This window comes from Commensalibacter sp. M0355, assembly GCF_016101365.1.
Classification (GTDB): Bacteria; Pseudomonadota; Alphaproteobacteria; order Acetobacterales; family Acetobacteraceae; genus Commensalibacter; species Commensalibacter melissae.
Window position 1 is genome coordinate 189,455 of record NZ_JACFQQ010000003.1, and the last position, 19,722, is coordinate 209,176.

The 19,722-nt window shown below is 38.7% G+C and carries 17 protein-coding genes; 7 read left to right on the plus strand and 10 right to left on the minus strand.

The window, feature by feature from the left end; all coding sequences use genetic code 11:
- Positions 1-17 precede the first annotated feature (17 nt).
- The 5 genes from glpD to trpB all read right to left on the minus strand — a co-directional run bounded on the left by glpD (position 18) and on the right by trpB (position 5,966).
- On the minus strand, positions 18-1,526 hold the full coding sequence (gene glpD, locus H3T44_RS06735; protein ID WP_198196679.1) for a glycerol-3-phosphate dehydrogenase: 1,509 nt from the start codon (positions 1,524-1,526) through the stop codon (positions 18-20).
- 192 nt (positions 1,527-1,718) lie between these two features.
- On the minus strand, positions 1,719-3,023 hold the full coding sequence (locus H3T44_RS06740) for a folylpolyglutamate synthase/dihydrofolate synthase family protein (RefSeq protein WP_198196680.1): 1,305 nt from the start codon (positions 3,021-3,023) through the stop codon (positions 1,719-1,721).
- A 5-nt stretch (positions 3,024-3,028) separates the two neighbouring features.
- Complete coding sequence (accD, locus tag H3T44_RS06745) at positions 3,029-3,889, minus strand: acetyl-CoA carboxylase, carboxyltransferase subunit beta (RefSeq protein ID WP_198185071.1); 861 nt, start codon at positions 3,887-3,889, stop codon at positions 3,029-3,031.
- Positions 3,890-3,930: 41 nt separating this feature from the next.
- A complete protein-coding gene (gene trpA, locus H3T44_RS06750; protein ID WP_198196681.1) occupies positions 3,931-4,743 on the minus strand; it encodes a tryptophan synthase subunit alpha in 813 nt (270 codons plus the stop codon).
- Positions 4,740-5,966 (minus strand): tryptophan synthase subunit beta, encoded by a 1,227-nt coding sequence (trpB, locus tag H3T44_RS06755; RefSeq protein ID WP_122124162.1) that lies wholly within the window; start codon positions 5,964-5,966, stop codon positions 4,740-4,742. Before trpB ends, trpA begins: the two co-directional genes overlap by 4 nt.
- Before the next feature lie 385 nt (positions 5,967-6,351).
- Between trpB and rho the strand changes: the two genes are divergently transcribed.
- On the plus strand, positions 6,352-7,623 hold the full coding sequence (gene rho / locus H3T44_RS06760) for a transcription termination factor Rho (RefSeq protein WP_110439160.1): 1,272 nt from the start codon (positions 6,352-6,354) through the stop codon (positions 7,621-7,623).
- Between the two features lie 78 nt (positions 7,624-7,701).
- On the opposite strand, the gene H3T44_RS06765 is transcribed toward rho, so the two are convergent.
- Together H3T44_RS06765 and H3T44_RS06770 are read right to left on the minus strand one after the other, a co-directional pair.
- On the minus strand, positions 7,702-8,154 hold the full coding sequence (locus H3T44_RS06765; RefSeq protein ID WP_155566082.1) for a methylated-DNA--[protein]-cysteine S-methyltransferase: 453 nt from the start codon (positions 8,152-8,154) through the stop codon (positions 7,702-7,704).
- A gap of 121 nt (positions 8,155-8,275) precedes the next feature.
- A complete protein-coding gene (locus tag H3T44_RS06770) occupies positions 8,276-8,593 on the minus strand; it encodes a hypothetical protein (RefSeq protein WP_198196682.1) in 318 nt (105 codons plus the stop codon).
- A gap of 199 nt (positions 8,594-8,792) precedes the next feature.
- Here H3T44_RS06770 and mnmE point away from each other — a divergent pair, with 199 nt between their 5' ends.
- The 5 genes from mnmE to H3T44_RS06795 are packed head-to-tail and all read left to right on the plus strand — an operon-like array spanning position 8,793 to position 14,363.
- Positions 8,793-10,127, plus strand: coding sequence for a tRNA uridine-5-carboxymethylaminomethyl(34) synthesis GTPase MnmE (gene mnmE / locus H3T44_RS06775; protein WP_198196684.1), 1,335 nt, complete (start codon positions 8,793-8,795; stop codon positions 10,125-10,127).
- A gap of 21 nt (positions 10,128-10,148) precedes the next feature.
- Positions 10,149-12,044 (plus strand): tRNA uridine-5-carboxymethylaminomethyl(34) synthesis enzyme MnmG, encoded by a 1,896-nt coding sequence (gene mnmG, locus H3T44_RS06780; protein WP_232347556.1) that lies wholly within the window; start codon positions 10,149-10,151, stop codon positions 12,042-12,044.
- Entirely contained in the window at positions 12,034-12,654 is a 621-nt protein-coding gene (gene rsmG / locus H3T44_RS06785; protein ID WP_370552736.1) for a 16S rRNA (guanine(527)-N(7))-methyltransferase RsmG, read from the plus strand. Before mnmG ends, rsmG begins: the two co-directional genes overlap by 11 nt.
- Before the next feature lies 1 nt (position 12,655).
- A complete protein-coding gene (locus H3T44_RS06790; RefSeq protein ID WP_198185068.1) occupies positions 12,656-13,444 on the plus strand; it encodes a ParA family protein in 789 nt (262 codons plus the stop codon).
- A 16-nt stretch (positions 13,445-13,460) separates the two neighbouring features.
- Positions 13,461-14,363, plus strand: a complete 903-nt coding sequence (locus H3T44_RS06795; RefSeq protein WP_198196686.1) for a ParB/RepB/Spo0J family partition protein — start codon at positions 13,461-13,463, stop codon at positions 14,361-14,363.
- Positions 14,364-14,459: 96 nt separating this feature from the next.
- Here H3T44_RS06795 and H3T44_RS06800 read toward each other — a convergent pair whose 3' ends face one another.
- Positions 14,460-16,160 carry an alginate export family protein gene (locus tag H3T44_RS06800; RefSeq protein ID WP_198196688.1) on the minus strand — a complete coding sequence of 567 codons (1,701 nt, stop codon included), beginning with the start codon at positions 16,158-16,160 and terminating at the stop codon, positions 14,460-14,462.
- A 206-nt stretch (positions 16,161-16,366) separates the two neighbouring features.
- On the opposite strand from H3T44_RS06800, the gene H3T44_RS06805 reads away from it, so the two are divergent.
- A complete protein-coding gene (locus tag H3T44_RS06805) occupies positions 16,367-17,119 on the plus strand; it encodes a HesA/MoeB/ThiF family protein (protein WP_198196690.1) in 753 nt (250 codons plus the stop codon).
- Here the strand turns inward: H3T44_RS06805 and H3T44_RS06810 are convergent.
- Together H3T44_RS06810 and H3T44_RS06815 are read right to left on the minus strand one after the other, a co-directional pair.
- Positions 17,116-17,772, minus strand: a complete 657-nt coding sequence (locus H3T44_RS06810; protein WP_155566077.1) for a response regulator transcription factor — start codon at positions 17,770-17,772, stop codon at positions 17,116-17,118. The two genes, H3T44_RS06805 and H3T44_RS06810, sit on opposite strands and share 4 nt — an antisense overlap.
- An 18-nt stretch (positions 17,773-17,790) precedes the next feature.
- Positions 17,791-19,680: a histidine kinase gene (locus H3T44_RS06815; RefSeq protein ID WP_198196692.1), complete on the minus strand. Its 1,890-nt coding sequence runs from the start codon at positions 19,678-19,680 to the stop codon at positions 17,791-17,793.
- Between the last annotated feature and the right edge of the window lie 42 nt (positions 19,681-19,722).

Consider the following 19,722-nt stretch of genomic DNA (forward strand, 5'->3'; position numbering starts at 1 on the left):
GACTTTCTGGGGGGAGGTTATTGAGACTTTTGTAAATATTGAGCCAGTTTTCCTTGCTCTTCTTGGGTGAAATATAATCCCAGTTTTGTTCTTCTCCATAAAATGTCTTCTACAGTCATGGCCCATTCCTTTTCGACAAGGTAATCAACTTCATGTTGTGTCAAACCATGGCCAAAATCAATACCCATATCCGTCTTGCTTTTGGCATTGTGAATAATGTTTATGGCATCTGTTCCATAACTGTGTGCAATGCGTTTGGCAGTGATTTCATCAAGGAAGGAAACAGTATTGCGAAAATCTTTATAAAATAAATCAAAATTGCCATCGGTAATATTTCCACCTGGCAAAGGTTCTTTGTCCGTCCAATTTTGGCGGGTATATTTGAAAAACTTGGCTAGTTTTTCCATGCTATGTTCTGCAAGACGGCGATAGGTTGTAATTTTCCCGCCAAAGATTGAGAGTAAAGGTGCCTGACTGTTTTCCTCATTCAAATCGAGGTGATAATCTCTGGTTACTGCTGAAGCATTGCTGGAAGCATCGTCATATAATGGACGAACGCCAGAATAATTCCAGATTACATCTTTTGGAGCAATGTTCTTATTGAAATAATCGTTCATCGATTTACATAGATATTCGGTTTCATTTTCATCAATCCCAGGTAAAATATCTGGAGATTGATCCCAGGAAATATCTGTTGTGCCAATCAATGTGAATTCTTCGTGGTAGGGAATGGCAAATACAATCCGTTTGTCATCATTTTGTAGAATATAGGCTTGAGGACCTTCATAAAGTTTTTTGACAACAATATGACTGCCCTTGACAAGCCGAACATTCATTTTACTTTGAACATGCAGTTTGTCTTGTAAAAGTTCTGCAACCCATGGTCCGGCTGCGTTCACAATTACTTTTGCTGTTATGGTTGTTTTTTTCTGGGTTTTATTATCTTGGATTGTTGCACTCCATTCATTTGTTGAGCGTTTGGCATCCACAAATTTTGTTTGAGTACGAATGTCGGCACCCAGCATAGAGGCCCCTTTTGCATTTAATACAACAAGGCGGCTATCATCAACGGCGCAATCTGCATAGGTAAAGCCCTTTTTGATGTCATTTCGTAAAGGTTGTCCATATGGAGAGGTTTGTAATGAGATTAATTTGGAGTTAGGCAATTTTGGGTGGCTTGCCAAATGATCATATAAAAATAATCCGATTCGAATCATCCAGGCTGGTCGAATGGAATTTCGATGAGGAAGAACAAATTCAAGAGGACGTATAATATGAGAGGCTAGGTTAAGAAGACGTTCACGTTCCTGTAAGGCCTCCCGAACCAGGCGAAATTCATAATATTCAAGATAACGCAATCCGCCATGAATTAGTTTTGTGCTTGCAGAAGAAGTATGGCTTGCCAGATCATCTTTCTCAACGAGTAAAACTTTTAATCCTCGTCCTGCTGCATCGCGAGCAATACCTGTTCCATTGACGCCACCACCAACAATTAAAAGATCATAGGTTGTAGGCTGGGTGTTCATTAGTAATCTCCTGAAAGAATATTTTATTTATTTAATTTTATTTTTTTAATATGGTTTCAGGAGATATGAAATATCAAGCAAGAAATGGCCCTATTTGGGCTATTTCTGGTAAAGTATAGTTGTACTAAAAGTAAAAATCATATATTTAAAAGAAAATAAAAGTTTAATTATAAATAGTTATATAAATAAACCTTAAACAGGTTTCCATCCATCTTGACGTAAAACACTTCCTGCTAAATAAAGACTTCCACAAATAAGGACTCTGTAAGGTTTTTTTTCTGTTTGTTGAAGATGAATTAAAGCATTTTTAATCGTTCCACCGCTAATGGCATGATTTTTAGAAGCCTGGATAATATTATCAATGGACATGGCCATATGTTGATCAGGTTCAATTACAGCCTGTATAGAGGTGCATAACGGGATAAGAGGGGCAAGAAATGCACTGGAATCTTTATTGTTTTTCATGCCAACAATGAGATGAAGGGGCCTGTCCTGCCATTTAGACTTTATAAATCGGGCAAGGATTTGCCCGGCATCGGCATTATGTCCTCCATCCAGCCACAACTCTGTTTCTGGAGTGATATACTTGGTCAATGTTCCTTGTAAGCGTTGCAAACGTGCCGGCCATTGTGCCTCTGCAATACCTTGCCATGCATATTCTGGCACGGCAAGTTGGGTTGCACGTAAAGTGGCAATCGCCAAACCTGCATTATTAACCTGATGAAATCCCATTAGACTGGGTAGAGGTAATTGAAGCGTTCCCTTGGAATCATTATAAACTAGATAATCCCTTTGTTTTTCAATAGTCCAGTTTTTCCCCTGGATAAATAGTGGAGCATTCTTGGCTTGAGCTTCTTCCTGTAAAATGTTCAATACTTCTGGGGATTGATTATAAGTTATAACAGGTATGGATTTTTTGATGATTCCAGACTTTTCCCTAGCAATTTTTACAAGACTATTGCCAAGAAAAGCTTCATGATCCATTGAGATGGAGGTGATGGTGCTGGCAATGGGATATATGACATTTGTTGCATCAAAGCGCCCACCCAATCCTACTTCAATAATTGCCAGATCAGCTGGATATTTCGCGAATAGACAAAAAGTGGCGGCTGTTAGAACTTCAAAAACCGTGATGGGTTGTTGATTATTAACTTTTTCAATGTAGGACAAGGTATCTGATAATTCTGCTTCATCAACCAGATGGCCTGAAATTCGAAAACGTTCTGTGACATTGATCAGATGGGGTGAAGTTGAAACATGAACATTCCATCCCGCTTTTTCGCCTATGGCACGCAAAAAGGAACAGGTGCTGCCTTTTCCATTCGTACCGGCCACATGAATTGTTGGGGGAAGATGCCGCTCTGGATTTTCCAGATCGTTTAGCAACCGTTTCAATCGACTGAGGGATAGATCAATCAAAGAGGGATATAGTTTGTTAAGTCGCTCGAGTATTTGACCTGAGCGTCCAGTAAATTCGGTTAAAACAGGAGAATTCATAAAAGCTAGGATGTTTGTGTATTTGTGTTACATAACAGGCTGATGAGATTGGCAAGCGTTTCTCGCATATCTGTTCTTTTAACAACCATGTCAATCATGCCGTGATCAAGAAGATATTCTGAGCGTTGAAATCCTTCTGGCAATTTTTCATGAACAGTATTTTCAATAACACGTGGACCTGCAAATCCGATTAATGCATTGGGTTCTGCGATGTGGATATCCCCCAACATTGCAAAGGAAGCAGTCACTCCGCCTGTTGTTGGATTGGTAAAGACGACAATATAGGGAATTTTGGCCTCTTTCAGCATTTCTACAGCGATGACGGTACGGGGCATCTGCATAAGGCTAATCATTCCCTCTTGCATTCTGGCCCCCCCTGATGCGGTAAATATGATTAAAGGAGATTGTTGTAAAAGGGCAAGACGGGTTGCCGCAAGGAAACCCTCACCAAAGGCGGCCCCCATTGTGCCAGCCATAAATTCAAAGGCCATAACGGCCACCACTGCTTTTTGTTCCAGAATGGTACCATGTGCGACGGCAATTGATTCTTCAAGTTGTGATTTTGCACGGTTTTCCTTTAGTCGATCGGTATAACGTTTTTTATCCCTGAAATTTAAGGGGTCTACAGGCATTTTGGGGAGCTCTATGCAAGTATAGGAATCCTGGTCAAAAGTCCATTCCAAACGCTGTTTCACAGATGCACGCATATGATGTCCACAATGTGGACAGATATTCATGTTTTTTTGTAAATCCTTGATTAACAGCATTTGGTCACAGGCATCGCAATTGGTCCACAGATTATCAGGTATATCTTTTTTTAAAAATCCTTGAATTCTGGGACGTACATATTCCGTAAGCCAACTCATAACTGATCTTTCATTGATGATGATTAATTTATAAACCTGTTTTACAGGGTATTCGCTGACAGGAGCGCAACATGCTGGATAACTTTTTCAATGGTTGTATCAGTAGAATGATAGTCCTGATTTAAGGTTGATTCCAGTGTTTTTAATAAAGCTGAGGCAACAACGGCAGCATCTGCATGTTTTATAGCGTTTTGAACATGTTCAGCTGTTGAAATTCCAAACCCGATTGCGATAGGGAGGTCGGAAACGGAACGAATGATGGGAATGGTTTTTTCCAGATCTTTCTGGGACGCGGTTTTGGTGCCTGTCACTCCCGTAATACTGACATAATAGATAAAACCACTGGCATCTTTAAGAATTTTTTTCAAACGGTTTTTGGGAGTGACCGGGGTTACCAGTCGAATAACATCAAGATGATGTTTTCCCGCATATGGTAGAATACAGCCTAATTCCTCATGAGGCATATCAACAATGATTAGACCGTCAACACCAGCCTGTTCGGCATCCTGACAAAAACGTTCGTATCCATAATGTTCGATTGGATTAACATATCCCATTAAAATGATAGGGGTTGTTTGGTTGTCCTGACGAAAATCCCGAACCATCTGCAATGTTTTATGCATATTGGTTCCAGCTTTTAACGAACGGTTGGCAGCTGCCTGAACTGTTGGACCATCTGCCATGGGATCACTAAAGGGGATGCCAATTTCAATCAGATCCGCGCCTGCATGTGGCATGGCCTTTAAAATATTTAAGGCGGTTTGGTAATCAGGGTCACCAGATTCTATATAAGGAATAAAAGCTCCACGTTTTTTTTGTCTAACAGTTTTGAAACAGGTGGCAATACGGCTCATAATTTTACTCCTAAATAATTTGCGATATTATCAATATCCTTATCGCCTCGACCCGATAGATTGACAATGATGATATCTTCTGACTTCATGGCAGGAGCAATTTTCAATGCATGAGCAAGAGCGTGAGAGCTTTCTAGGGCCGGGATGATTCCCTCTTTGGTTGTGCATTTCTGAAATGCGTCAACTGCTTCATCATCATTGATGGCAACATATTCCACTCGTTTCAGATCATGTAACCAGGAATGTTCAGGACCCACTCCAGGATAATCCAGTCCGGCACTGATACTGTAAGGTTCAGTAATTTGACCATCATCATCTTGTAATAGATACGTACGGTTACCATGCAATACCCCTGATGATCCCCGTTCAATAGAGGCTGCGGTTTTTCCACTATCCAGCCCCTTTCCCCCCGCTTCAACACCAATTAGGGATACGGTAGGATCATCCAGAAAAGGGTGAAAAATACCAATTGCATTTGATCCGCCGCCTATTGCAGCAATAATTTTATTGGGTAACTTTCCTTCCGCTTCCAAAATCTGTTTTTTGGCTTCATTGCCAATAATGCATTGAAAATCTCTGACCATCATGGGATAAGGATGAGGTCCGGCAGCTGTACCCATAAGATAATAGCTGTTATGAACATTTGTTACCCAGTCTCTTAACCCCTCATTGATGGCGTCTTTTAATGTGGCATTGCCAGCGGTGACAGGAATGATTTTTGCGCCCAACAGTTCCATGCGGAAAACATTTGGTTTCTGACGTTCAATGTCAAGCTTGCCCATATAGATTACACATTCCATATTAAATAGTGCACAGACTGTGGCTGTTGCAACACCATGTTGGCCAGCTCCGGTTTCAGCGATTATGCGTGTTTTTCCCATGCGTCTGGCCAGCAAGATTTGACCCATGACATTATTAATTTTATGGGCCCCCGTATGGTTGAGATCCTCACGTTTCAGGTAGATTTTTGCACCATTGGCAAGATTTGTTAATTGTTTTGCAAACCATAATGGGCTGGGTCTTCCAACATAGTTTTTTAAATAGTAAGTCAATTCATTTTGGAATCCAGGATCTTTCTGAATGGATTGATAAGCTTTTTGCAAATCAAGGATTAAAGGGACAAGTGTTTCGGCAATAAACATTCCCCCATATTTTCCAAAATGTCCATGTTCATCAGGACCCTGTCTTAAACTATTAAAGGATGAACCAGTTTGGGACCCCACGTTTCTCTCCTAAAAACTTGATTGAAATAAAAAATCAACAAAATTATCGTTTGGTTGAGTTTAAATGATTCTGGATTTTACAGCAAATAAATGGAATTGTAACTTAAATGGCTTTTTGAAAAAAAAACAGTTATTTTTCAATTTTATTTAAAAATTAAAGTTCTTGACGTTTTTGATCTTTTTATCTATAAATCCAATCTTATATTTGATATATATATATCAAAATTTCCTTCGTATGAAATGTGTATTTTATTTTTACGTTTTTGTTTTGAAATGTATGAATAAAGGATCAATATACAATTTGGTAAATGTTTAAGTATTTGATCGCCATATTTCCTTTCCTTATTTATATGATTTAATTTTCTATTATATAGAGCCTCCATCTATGCAACTTGCCGAACTTAAGGCGCAATCTCCAGCAGAACTGCTCAATTATGCAGAAAGTTTGCAGATTGAAAACGCGTCCTCACTCCGTAAACAAGATATGATGTTTGCCATCCTTAAAAAGCTTGCTGAGAACAATCAAGCTATTTATGGAGAGGGAACTCTGGAAATTCTACCAGATGGTTTTGGATATTTACGTTCCTCTGAATCCAATTATCTGCCAGGACCGGATGATATTTATGTTTCTCCCGCACAGTTACGCCGTTTTAGTTTGCGGACAGGGGATACTGTTTCTGGTGAAATACGCGCTCCAAAAGATGGGGAGCGTTATTTTTCCTTGCTGAAAGTTGATACAATCAATTATCAGGATCCGGAAGTGGTTCGTCATCGTATCAATTTTGATGATTTGACCCCCCTATTTCCAAATGAACGGTTACAGATGGAAATTCCATCATTAATGGAAAGCAAAAATCCAAATAAGGATTTTACACCCAGAGTTATTGATTTGGTAACACCCATTGGTAAGGGGCAGCGTGCGCTTATCGTTGCCCCGCCGAGAACGGGTAAAACCGTGATGTTGCAGAATATAGCAACAGCAATTTCAACCAATCATCCCGAGGTTGTCTTAATTGTTCTTCTGATTGATGAACGTCCGGAAGAGGTTACGGATATGATTCGTTCAGTCAAAGGTGAGGTTGTTTCCTCAACCTTTGACGAACCTGCGCATCGTCATGTTCAGGTTACGGAAATGGTTTTGGAGAAAGCAAAAAGACTGGTTGAACATAAACGCGATGTTGTGATTTTGCTTGATTCCATTACGCGATTGGCTCGGGCTTACAATACTGTTGTTCCTTCATCAGGTAAAGTTCTGACTGGCGGTGTGGATGCCAATGCGTTGCAACGTCCAAAACGTTTCTTTGGTGCAGCGCGTAATGTTGAAGAGGGTGGTTCCTTAACCATTATCGCAACGGCACTGATCGATACGGGTAGTCGTATGGATGAGGTTATTTTTGAGGAATTTAAGGGAACCGGTAACGCTGAACTTGTTCTTGATCGTAAGCTTGCTGATAAACGAACCTTTCCTGCAATTGATATTACTAAAAGCGGTACCCGTAAGGAGGAGCTATTGGTGGATCGTTCGAGCTTGTCAAAAATTTGGGTGCTTCGTCGTATCTTGGCGCCAATGGGAACGATGGATGCAATGGATTTTTTGCTTGATAAGTTGAAATATAGCAAAAACAATCAAGATTTTTTTGATGCTATGAATACTTGATCGTAAAAAGTATTGAACATTAGGAAATAGAATAAATCCTATGTATTTATTCTATTTCCTGAATTATAGAGATATTGATTAAGGTGTGCTAAATAATTTTTCAATATTCAATAAATATTCTTTGGTTTTAATCCCTTCCCCTCCAGAATATCCACCTAAAGTTCGTTTACCAATGACACGATGACATGGAATGATAATGGGAATTGGATTTGCGGCGTTTGCATTTCCAATGGAACGGGCACTTCCTCCTATTATTTTGGCGAGTTCGGAATAGGATTTTGTCGTACCAAAGGGAATAGTTTGCAAAAATTCCCAGACTTGTTGTTGATAGGCTGTTCCAGGCGATAGAATGGGTAAATCAAATTTTTTTAGTTTACCATTGAAATACGCGGCAATCTGGTTTTTTGCCTCCTCCAATAAGGGTGTTTTTTCTTCAAGGCTACCCCAGCCCCAATCAATTGAGACGATAAGATTATCATTTTCAGCGATACTAAGATCACCGACTGGAGAATGAAAAGATATAAAACCCATGGTGTTATAAAAATCTGAAATTTATTTCTGTAAATGTAGCAATTTACAAAATTAAGATAATTTATTTTATTTTATTTTATTTTATTTATCAATTTATTCTATTGGGGATTGTCTCTAAAATTTAAGCGGGAAGTAAAATCTTCAGATCATTAAGACTATTCGTCACGGCTGCATTAATAAGTTGAGTGATACCTGTTTGAGTGTTATTCCATGCATCCCCCCAAACAGATCGATTATTAAGATTATCCAGAAATTCACCGATTCCATAACCTATATTTATTGCACCTGTTATATATGATTTCTCTGGCTCTTTTCCAGAGAAATTTTTACTCAGCTGATTTAGTCCATTACCAATTCGAGAACCAATTAACGAACCAATTGCGGTAAATGAAGCGGCACCTGATACATTGTTAATTTCATTATCTGTTAGGTCACGCATATTATATCCCTTCAATTTAGTTGCATAATTACAATTATTATAGGTAGCGTACAATGATATGTGTAGTAATATTTAGTTTATTGATTTGAAGAAAATTGATTTTATATGAATGAATTTATCTTTTCGTATGTATTAAAAGATTTTTTTATGTTACGACCATATAAAAAATATATATCTTAAGTAGATAAGTTAATATTGTATGGAAAATATTTCATTAAATTCAAATACGACAATTTTTGCCTTGGCAACTGCAATGGGCAGGGGTGCTGTTGCGATCATGCGTTTGAGTGGGCCTTTAACTTATTCTATTTTACACAGAATGTGTCATCAAGTGCCGCAACCACGTTTGGCGTCGGTTCGTAAATTATGGAAAATTCAGGAGGGTCAGAAAGAATTACTGGACGAGGCTTTGCTGCTGTGGTTCCCAGGCCCTAATAGTTATACGGGTGAAGATAGTGCAGAACTGCACTTGCATGCAGGTCCTGCTGTGGTTGATGCTGTTGCGGAGGTATTGGTTTCTTATGGTGCCATTCCTGCCCAGGCAGGTGAATTCACCAAGCGAGCGTTTTTGAATGGCCGAATTGATTTATTACAGGCGGAAGGTATTGCCGATCTTGTTGAGGCGGAAACGCAGGCGCAAAGAAAACAGGCTTTGGAACAAACGGAAGGTGGATTAAGTGACCTTTATTATGGCTGGGCAAAACAATTGCGCGAAGTGTTGGCATTTCAAGAGGCATTAATTGATTTCCCGGATGAGGATTTGCCGCAAGAGATTGAGGAGAATGTGAAGAGGACAATCGTTGATTTGCATTCTGAAATGATTGACCATCTGAATGATCAAGGACGAGGGGAACGTTTGAGAAAAGGACTGACCTTTGCAATTGTGGGGCCACCAAATGCTGGAAAATCTAGTTTATTGAATTATTTGGCTGACCGTGATGCGGCGATTGTGACCGAACAGGCTGGAACAACACGAGATGTTATTGAGGTCAGGGTAGTATTGGGTGATGTTCCTGTAACCTTGGTGGATACCGCAGGGTTACGTGAAACAGAAGATGAAATTGAAAAAGAGGGGATAAAGCGAGCCTACAAGATCGCTCAAAATGCAGATTATGTAATGTGTTTGATGGATGCTGTGGATAAAAATGATTGCCCTGAATTATCTTGTGATCTGTTGGTTCGAACAAAAATTGATTTAAATGTTTCACGTGAAACATTATTAAGTCAGTCAGATAAAACCGTGTTAATCAGCGTCAAATCGGGTGAGGGGATGGATAAATTCAAAAGTTTATTGGTTCAGAAAACCAAAGAGTTAATATCCCGTCAGGGGCCACCCCCTTTAACACGGGTAAGACATCGATTAGGTATAACAGAATGTGTTCAACATTTGCAAAAAGCCCAAGAAATGGAATGGGCTGAATTGCGTGGTGAAGAATTGCGGTTAGCTATGCAGAGTTTGGGTAGACTAACTGGTGCTGTAGGTGTGGAGGATCTGTTGGATACCATATTTGGTCAATTTTGTATCGGTAAGTAAGGTCGAGTTGAGAAAAGATTAATGATAAATGTAAAATACGATGTAATTGTCGTTGGTGGAGGACATGCTGGAAGTGAAGCGGCTGCAGTTTCTGCCCGGATGGGGGCAAGAACTTTATTGCTGACCCATTCTCTTAACACGATTGGGATCATGTCATGTAATCCGGCAATTGGTGGAATAGGCAAAGGGCATCTTGTTCGGGAGATTGATGCTTTTGACGGTATCATGTCAAAAGCAGCGGATCGGGCGGGTATTCATTTCAAGCTGCTTAATCGTTCCAAAGGTCCAGCAGTACATGGACCTAGGGCTCAGGCGGATCGGATGTTATATCGTAATGCGGTTCAACAATTTTTAAAAGAATTAAGCAATCTGACTATTGTGGAGGGTGCGGTTGCTGATCTCAATGTCGATATTGGCAATAAAATATGTGGTGTTATTTGTGAGGATGGTCGTGAATTTCTGTCAGGAGCGGTTGTCTTAACGACGGGAACTTTTTTGCGTGGTGTTATCCATGTTGGCAATAAAAGTCAGCCAGCCGGAAGAGTTGGAGATAAACCTGCCACAATATTGGGAAACCGATTGGAGGTGATGGGACTGCGTATGGGTCGCTTAAAAACAGGAACCCCTCCAAGGCTGTTGCGATCAAGTATCGATATGGAGCGGTTGATAGAAGATAAGGGGGATGAATCTCCCGAGTTTTTTAGCCGATTGACTGATAACGCTTTTAATGAATTTGTTTCCTGCCGGATAACTGCGACCACTCCTGAAACGCATCGGATAATAAGGGATAATATTCATACTTCTGCAGTCTATGGGGGTGCAATTACTGGAAAAGGACCTCGTTACTGTCCGTCAATCGAGGATAAAATTGTCCGTTTTGCTGATCGGGAGCGTCATCAGATTTTTATTGAGCCTGAAGCATTGCCTGGACATGAAGGTGGGGATTTGGTTTATCCGAATGGAATATCAACCAGTCTTGCAGAAGATGTTCAGGAACGAATGGTTCATTCAATTCCAGGTCTGGAAAATGCCGTGATTGTCAGGCCAGGTTATGCCGTGGAATATGATTATATTGATCCGAGATCCTTGAATCCGACCCTGGAATTGCCAAATTTTTCCGGATTGTTTCTTGCCGGACAAATCAATGGTACAACAGGGTATGAGGAAGCCGCAGCTCAGGGTTTGTTGGCTGGAATTAATGCCGCAAATCATGCTTCTGGATCAGAAAAAATTACAATTGATCGTAGCCAGGGTTATATTGGTGTCATGATAGATGACCTGACAACGCAAGGGGTGACTGAACCTTATCGTATGTTTACCTCACGGGCAGAATATCGCTTGACTTTACGGGCAGATAATGCAGATATACGGTTAACCCCTTTGGCTGAACAGTTGGGGTGTTTGGGGGCTGAACGATTGGCTTTATATCTTCAGGATATAGATCATATCAAAAATTCTGTTCAGAGAGCGAAGGGAGAGAAATACCTGCCTAAAACCCTGAATGGTTATGGAATGCAGATTTCGTCCGATGGACGCTGGCGGTCATTATTTGAAATTTTATCATTATGCCCTTCTGAGGAGGTAATTGAGAAAGTCGCTCCTTGGTTTCATCAATTAACATCAAGAGTTCAACAATATATTCGTACCGAGGCCCGTTATGAAGGTTACCTTGTTAGACAGGCCAGGGAAATCAGGCAGCTTGACCAGGAGTCCAGAATCAATTTGCCATTGGATCTTGATTATAGGAAAGTTGGCGGATTAAGTCGTGAAATGCAGGAACGTCTAGAAGCGGTTCGCCCTGTTTCTTTTGGTGCTGCCCAAAGGATACCGGGGGTAACACCCTCTGCATTGATGGCCATATTGGCATATATTCGAACCCCGCAAAAAGGGGAAAAGGATAATTGTTGTGAATCTTGACGGTTATATAAAAAATTATCCGTTTTTAAAAAGTGTTTCACGTGAAACAATAGAGAAACTGGAAATTTATATCTCTTTGCTTCAGCAATGGAACAAAAAAATAAATTTGGTATCGCAACAGGGTATGGATCAGGTCTGGAAACGTCATGTATATGACAGCTTTCAATTGATTCGGTATCTTGATTCATCTGTAAAATCTATTGCTGATCTTGGATCAGGTGGAGGATTTCCCGGTCTGATCCTGGCATTGTCAACAGATATTCCTGTAATATTGATTGAATCCGATAAGAGAAAGACAATTTTTTTAAGGGAAGTTCTGCGACAGACCAAAACACAAGCAACTGTGCTTTGCCAAAGGATTGAAAATGTGAATGCTATCAGTGCAGATGTTGTGACGGCAAGGGCATTGACTTCATTGACTCAGCTTTTGGAATTTTCAAAAAATATTTTAAATAAAAATGGTTATTGTTTATTTTTGAAAGGCCGGTCTGTTAATCTGGAAATTGAAGAGGCACAAAAAAATTGGAAAATAAATTATAAAACCTTTTCCAGTCAAACGAATGCCGATGGGGTAATAGTTAAGATTAATCAATTTGAACGTGTTGAATAAAATGGCGCTTAAAAAAACAAAATCAAAAAATACTTATATTTTGGCAATTGCAAACCAAAAAGGTGGGGTGGGTAAAACAACGACAGCAATTAATCTTGCCACCGCATTCGCTGGAAAAAAGAAGGTTCTATTAATTGATCTTGATTCTCAAGGAAATAGTTCAACTGCATTGGGAATTGAATATGACGATCGTGATAAAGGAACCTATCATTTATTAATTAATGGCAAAGTGGTTGATGGAATGATCAAGGAGTCCATGATTCCAGGATTATCGTTAATTACAGCTGATGGTAACCTTGCGGCTGCAGAGCTTGAGTTGATTGATATTGAAAAACGTGAATTTCGGCTCAAGGAGGCAATTAAGCAATTTATAGGTATATATGATTATATTTTGATTGACTGTCCTCCAAGCCTTGGACTGTTAACGGTAAATGCCTTGGCGGCTGCTACTGGTGTTATTGTTCCGTTGCAATGTGAATTTCTGGCACTTGAAGGAATAAGTCATCTGGTTAAAACGGTTACACATTTGCAGAAAAAGGTAAATCCTGATCTGGATATAAAGGCAATTGTTTTAACGATGTATGACAAACGTAACAGACTTTCAGAGCTTGTTGCTGAAGATACCAGGAATTTTTTTGGGGATAAGGTCTGTAAAACAGTTATTCCACGCAATATCCGTATTTCAGAGGCACAAAGTTATGGAAAGCCAATAATGGTGTATGATCCTAAATCAACTGGAGCGCAAGCCTATATAAACTTGGCTAAGGAATTGAATCGTCGATTTGCTTAATTTGAGGGTAGGAAATATGAAGGGTAAGAAAAGGGATCAGGGTAAAATTCGTTTGGGAAGAGGACTTGCCGCTTTATTAGGGGAGTCGGTTAAAAATGAGGATAATCAGAAAGATATCGGATCCGATCTTGGGATTTCAGATTTGAAAATGCAGATTTTACCTATTGACATAATTGAGCCTGGTCCTTTTCAACCTCGACAAATTATGCAGCCTGAAGCTTTACAAGAGTTGGCGGACTCAATCAGACAACATGGTATTTTACAACCTCTGCTGGTTAAGGAAAAAGATACCCAAAAGGGTCAATACCAAATTGTTGCTGGGGAACGTCGCTGGCGTGCTGCCCAACTGGCCATGATTGATGAGGTGCCGGTTAGGATCTGCTCTTTTACTGACAAAGATGCAATGGCTGTCGCATTAGTGGAAAATTTACAGCGTACGGATTTAAATATTATCGAAGAGGCTGAAGGTTTTTCAAGATTATTAAATGAGTTCAATCTTACTCAGGATGAGTTATCTTCTGCATTGGGTAAATCACGTTCACATATTGCTAATATAATCCGCCTATTGCAATTGCCGGATGAGATTATAAATTATTTGAAAAACGGGATATTAACTCCAGGACATGCAAGAGCCTTGCTTATGCATCCCGATCCTGTATCAACGGCAAAGGAAATTATTCAAGATGATTTAACGGTAAGACAAACAGAAGCCCTAGTTAAAAATGCCAAAGCGGTTAATAAAAATTTACACTTGAAAAAAAAGCCAATCGATCCTGAGATAGAGTCACTTGAAAAAGATTTGCGTGGCAGATTAGGGTTTAATGTCAAAATTCAATTTGATGGTAAAGGTGGGTCCTTAAAAATATTTTATAAATCCCTTGAACAGTTTGATGAGATTTTAACGTTGTTAAAAAATTAAATGAAATATTGATACTTCATAGACTCATAATAAAAAAAGTCGCTTATTATTAAAAATAAGCGACAAAATAATAAGTAAAGTATAGAATGAAAAAGGTTAAAACCTGAAGTCGAGTGTTTCCATAAGGAAAGCACTGTCATTGCCACCAGCTTTTTTTATGGATTGTGAGGCTAGAACACCGCCAAAGTCTCCAGTTAAAACAAGATGGGGAGCAATTGCATAAGCGAGAGTAAACTGGGGAATTGCACCAACAAATCCACCAGAATAATTGTCACGCAAAGGATAGTTGAATCCGACACCGTAGATCGTATCATTGGTATTGGCTCTCCAAATTACAGGTGCGTGCAATTTGACAAGTGCTTTTTTTGTTGGATTGTAAGTAATTAAAGGACCTGTACTGACTGTATTGGAAGTTGCCAGATATAGCGTCATATCCTGATAATTTGCTGTTGTAAAATAGGGAACAGCAAAATTTCTGACCGCGCCGTGATCTTTGTGATAGTTACCACCAGAAAAATAGTCGCTTTGCAAGCCCAATGACAAATTTCCCGGCACGTTTTTAAAGTTATAAGCAAAAATCGCATTAAATGCATAGGCTCTGACTGGACGTGTTTTACTACCAGAATTTGCGGGACGGAATTCACCACCCTGATATATACCTGTAACATCAATGGTGAAATTGCCAATATTTCCGTTCAACCTTCCGCCGATATTATCACGTCTTGTAGAGCCTTGACGGTTTTTCCCGGGTGTTGGTGTGGGAAGACCTGCAGCATTACCGTTATAAAGGTAACCAATATAAAAGGCATCAAGAAATAATTGGCTATTCACATTCTGCACTTTAAAGCTGGGAAGAGCATAACTGGCCAAACCACCAAACATGCGAGCATTATAACTTGGCCCTGCACCAAAAACATGATCTTTGGAAAAGTCAGTTTGCCAGAAGTCAAAAATGTCGACTCTGAAATTTTTCCAGAAAGCATAGCCTCGGAATCCATCCCAACTGTAACGAATATTAGTCAGTTCCCGTGCGGAAGTCATGGAGAGTGGTGCATCAACAAAATATTGACGTCCTCCCATTGCCCCCATTTTTGCACCAAGCAGGTTCCCCTTTATTTCTAAAAAACCTTGCTGCATATCAAGTCGTTTACGTTGAAAACCTGTTTGATAGCCAAAAGTGTTGCTGCCACCAGCAACACCATTAATGAGCTCGGCATAAGCTCTTACGTGGGAACCAATATGCAAATCAGCACCATAAACGCTACGAATCAATAAACGGTTGGAATTTGTTTTGGCTCCAAATCCCATATATGGTTTGCTGTCGAAAACATGACGAAACCGCTCATTGCCGTTTAAACTCAGCCAGATATCCCCAGAATCATTCAGGGGAATATACTTGAGTCGGTTAAACCAGTCATCATTTTTATGAGGATCATTGCATAATCCGCTCCAGTCTTCTGCCCATCTTGCTTGTGCGTATGGGGCATATTGTCCAAAAGCATACCAAGAATAATTACCAACAGGTCCAAAACCGCTGTGTTTGTTGAAGACACCCCAATCCGGATGTCGTGTATTTCCATATTTACCAGCCGCTGTGACAACTTTTGCACAACGGTTATTAAGATTTGAGTAATCAGTAAATGTAGAATCGGTTTTATTTTGAATTTTTGAATCTGTTGGAAGTAATGTTTGTTTTGTTTGATCTTTAGCGTAAGTATGTATTGAAGTTAAAAGTAGTAATGAGAAACAAATATGATTAACTACTTTTAAACTAGCCAGAATAGTTGATTTATTCATAGTTTATCATTCATACTAATATTATTGTTTTATTTAATTATATTATTCTTTTAAGAAAAGAATTTATATTATCCACATGTATAGTATTATTTATATTAAGAATAAGATTATATTAATCTTTGTGAATATTTTGTTGCTAGTCTTATGGCTAGTATTCTTTATGACGCTTATCATTATATGGTTATTTATTTGGGTTATTTCAAATAATGCATGAAGATCAATTGGTAAGATACAGTCGCCATATCCTTTTGCCGCAAATTGATTTGGATGGACAAAAACGGTTTTTAGATAGCCGTGTTATGGTTATAGGATGTGGGGGACTGGGTTGTGCAGCAATTCCTATTCTTGCTGCTGCGGGTATTGGCAGTTTAATGCTGGTTGATAATGACAGGATCGAACTGTCCAATTTACAACGACAGACATACTATACACCTGATGATATTGGTAAATTCAAAAATCATGTAATGGCTGATTTCATTCATAGACAAAATCCGGATATTACTGTTGATACTGTGCCTTACCGTTTATCCGAGGATGAATTATCTTCATTAATTCATGATTATGATGTGATTTTGGATTGTAGTGACAATTTAAAAACCCGACAAATGATCGGGCGGGTTGCATATTCTAGTAAAATACCTTTAATTTATGCCTCGGCCATACGGTTTGAAGGGCAATTAAGTGTATTTGACTCAAATAATGATCGATCACCATGTTACGCCTGTCTATTTGATGGAGCGGAAACAGAACAGGACCGTTGTTCATTTACCGGTGTTTACGCCCCATTGGTCAATACAATGGGAGCTATGCAGGCTTCAGAGACTTTGAAGGTAATATCCAGGATGGGTCAAGCTCTTACAGGCAGGATACTGCATTATAATGCTTTGAATTTTTCTTTTCATATGCTGGAATGTGATCGCAATCCGCATTGTAACGTGTGTGGTTGTTCGAGGAACTAGGGTGTTTTGTCAAAACCATGTTCTAGGGCATAAATTGCTGCCTGAACCCTGCTGTGTAAATTAAGTTTTCGTAATATGTTCTGAACATGTAATTTGATTGTACTTTCTGACACGCTCAAAAAACGGGCAATTTCTTTATTACTTATTCCCTTGGTCAGCCAAGCCAATATTTCTTTTTCCCTTGGTGTTAAAGAATCATAGAGATCTTCGTTCTTTTCCTTTTCATTGGGTCGGAATTGATCGATAAGGGTTGATATCATGGCTGGGGAGAGAATATTATTTCCTTCATAAACTTTGTGAATACTGTCCAATAGAAAATCGGTATTGATATTTTTCAAAAGATAGCCTTTTGCTCCAAGTGTCATACATTGAATAAGGTCATCATTATCTTCAGAAACAGTTAAAATTAGGACATTAAGGTCTGGATTAATATTTAAAAGGTTTTGGAGCGTTTCTTTTCCACCCATTCTTGGCATATCCAGATCAAGGAGGATGATATCAGGGTTAAGTTTCTGGGCCAGTTTTATACCTTCTGATCCATTTTGCGCCTCTCCAATAACCTCTATATCTTCCTGATTGTTAAGAAGAAATTTCAATCCTGAACGAAATAAAGAATGATCGTCAATAAGCAGAATTTTAATTTTTGTTTGCATTTTCTTTATACTACCGTTCTATAAGTTTATCGGAATAGTCAGTTCCAAGGTTGTACCATGATTAGGTGTTGAGGTAATGTTTATTTTTCCGGAAATATTTTCTGCCCTCTCTTGGATAATTGATAAACCGATATGGTTCTGTTGTTTTTTTTGCAAGGTATTAAGGTCAAATCCGACACCATCATCATGAATACGCATCATGAAAAAATTATTATAACTAAATTCAATTGTTGCAAGCTTGCATTTTGAATGTTTACGAATATTGGATAAAGCTTCTTGAAGAATAAAAATGATCTGTAATTGCTGTTGTTTTGTAATAAATAAAAATTTTTGCAGATTAATTAATTTTACAGGTATTTTTGTCTGGGCTTTGAAACGGTTCACGACTTTCTTAACAACAGTCTCAAAATCTTCCTTGCCAATCTTGGTTCGAAAATTCATTAACAGTTCACGAACATCGTCATAGGATTCTTGCACGCCACGCTGAATAAAATCCAGATTTTGCTTGGCTTTGTCAAGGTCATTCTTATTGATTGCCTTTTCAAGCATTTGAGCTTGCAAGTTAAGAAAGGACAATGCTTGTGCTATGCTATCATGCAATCCCTGTGCAATTAAGTTGCGTTCCTCCATAATGGCAAGCTGTTTTTCTTTGGCGGTTAATTGGTAATTTTCAATGGATACACCAAGTTGACAGGTCAATGTTTCAATCAAGTGGTAGGTTTCTGGAGAAAAAGTAGATTCCCTTTTTTTAAAATATAGAACCATTAACCCTATTTCATTTTTATTATGCCAAATAGGAAAAATGATAAAATGACTAAATAATTTTTTAACGCACGAGGGTATAAGACAGTTTTCCTGCTGATCAGTTTTGACGCAAATAGGATAGGAATTTTTGGGCAGGGAAGAAATATCAAAAAAACAGTTGGCAGAAAAATAACATTGTTCAATGGTGTTTAATTGTGCTGGAAAACCTTGGCTACAAATAAAATTCATGGCGTCTTTCTCTTCGTTAAGAAAGCCGATAAATCCGGCATCCGCTTGACTTAAATCAATAATTTTTTCAAGGAATCTCTCGGTTGCCATATTGGGAGTCAGGCAGGTATGTAAAAAGGTGATCATGTCATAAAGAATAGTTAATTCATGATTCTTTTTCTTTAATGCAAGTGTTTTATCCGAAACTTTATGTTCAAGGTTATTGTATAAGTCCTGCAAATTATGTGCCATCTGGTTAAAACCGGAGGAGACAATATCAAATTCACTACTGCCATTTACAGGAATACGTTTGGATAGATTACCCTGACTTAGGGCTTTAATACTTGATTCAAGATGTTTCAATGGATTGATGACTGATTTATATAACAGGGATATGCTCGAAAAGGCAGTTATCAGTATCATCAGGATAATTGTTGTGATTATGTATCGAAGCCAAATGATGTCTTGCGTATTTTGGTTTTCGATCAGTTTGACTAAAAGATCAATGTCTTCTACGAATGTGTTGAGATGATAATAATTTTTGTCAGTTAATCTGTGATATCCAGAGGACTGGTTTATAAGCGGCAATATCTGGTTATTATAGGTTTTTTCAATATATTTTATTTGCAGGTTTATTTTTTTATTATTTGAAAAAATTAGGGTATTATTATCGTATTTTTTTAATTTATTAAGGATTGTAATAAATTTCGTTTGTTCATGCTGCAGGTTTACATAATCATTTTGATTAGAAAGTAACATCATGTAATAGACACGCATGCGCAAACTGCCTGTATAATTGATGGCAATTCCAGCATTTTCAAGCTGCCAAAGCAGGGAGAGTGCATATCCCGTAAAGAATATGGCACATACAACCCATGCGATAGTACAGGTAAGCAGTTTGGTTGAAAGCTTGTTAAAATACCGCGTGATTTTCATTATTTGATAATTGTTCGTAAATATTATGATAAGATTATTTTA

Bases quoted from the DNA above. Each gene is read 5' to 3' on its own strand.
- glpD (WP_198196679.1), bottom strand. From the start codon at position 1,526: ATGAACACCCAGCCTACAACCTATGATCTTTTAATTGTTGGTGGTGGC.
- H3T44_RS06740 (WP_198196680.1), bottom strand. From the start codon at position 3,023: ATGAATTCTCCTGTTTTAACCGAATTTACTGGACGCTCAGGTCAAATA.
- accD (WP_198185071.1), bottom strand. From the start codon at position 3,889: ATGAGTTGGCTTACGGAATATGTACGTCCCAGAATTCAAGGATTTTTA.
- trpA (WP_198196681.1), bottom strand. From the start codon at position 4,743: ATGAGCCGTATTGCCACCTGTTTCAAAACTGTTAGACAAAAAAAACGT.
- rho (WP_110439160.1), top strand. From the start codon at position 6,352: ATGCAACTTGCCGAACTTAAGGCGCAATCTCCAGCAGAACTGCTCAAT.
- H3T44_RS06765 (WP_155566082.1), bottom strand. From the start codon at position 8,154: ATGGGTTTTATATCTTTTCATTCTCCAGTCGGTGATCTTAGTATCGCT.
- H3T44_RS06770 (WP_198196682.1), bottom strand. From the start codon at position 8,593: ATGCGTGACCTAACAGATAATGAAATTAACAATGTATCAGGTGCCGCT.
- mnmE (WP_198196684.1), top strand. From the start codon at position 8,793: ATGGAAAATATTTCATTAAATTCAAATACGACAATTTTTGCCTTGGCA.
- mnmG (WP_232347556.1), top strand. From the start codon at position 10,149: ATGATAAATGTAAAATACGATGTAATTGTCGTTGGTGGAGGACATGCT.
- H3T44_RS06790 (WP_198185068.1), top strand. From the start codon at position 12,656: ATGGCGCTTAAAAAAACAAAATCAAAAAATACTTATATTTTGGCAATT.
- H3T44_RS06795 (WP_198196686.1), top strand. From the start codon at position 13,461: ATGAAGGGTAAGAAAAGGGATCAGGGTAAAATTCGTTTGGGAAGAGGA.
- H3T44_RS06800 (WP_198196688.1), bottom strand. From the start codon at position 16,160: ATGAATAAATCAACTATTCTGGCTAGTTTAAAAGTAGTTAATCATATT.
- H3T44_RS06805 (WP_198196690.1), top strand. From the start codon at position 16,367: ATGCATGAAGATCAATTGGTAAGATACAGTCGCCATATCCTTTTGCCG.
- H3T44_RS06810 (WP_155566077.1), bottom strand. From the start codon at position 17,772: ATGCAAACAAAAATTAAAATTCTGCTTATTGACGATCATTCTTTATTT.
- H3T44_RS06815 (WP_198196692.1), bottom strand. From the start codon at position 19,680: ATGAAAATCACGCGGTATTTTAACAAGCTTTCAACCAAACTGCTTACC.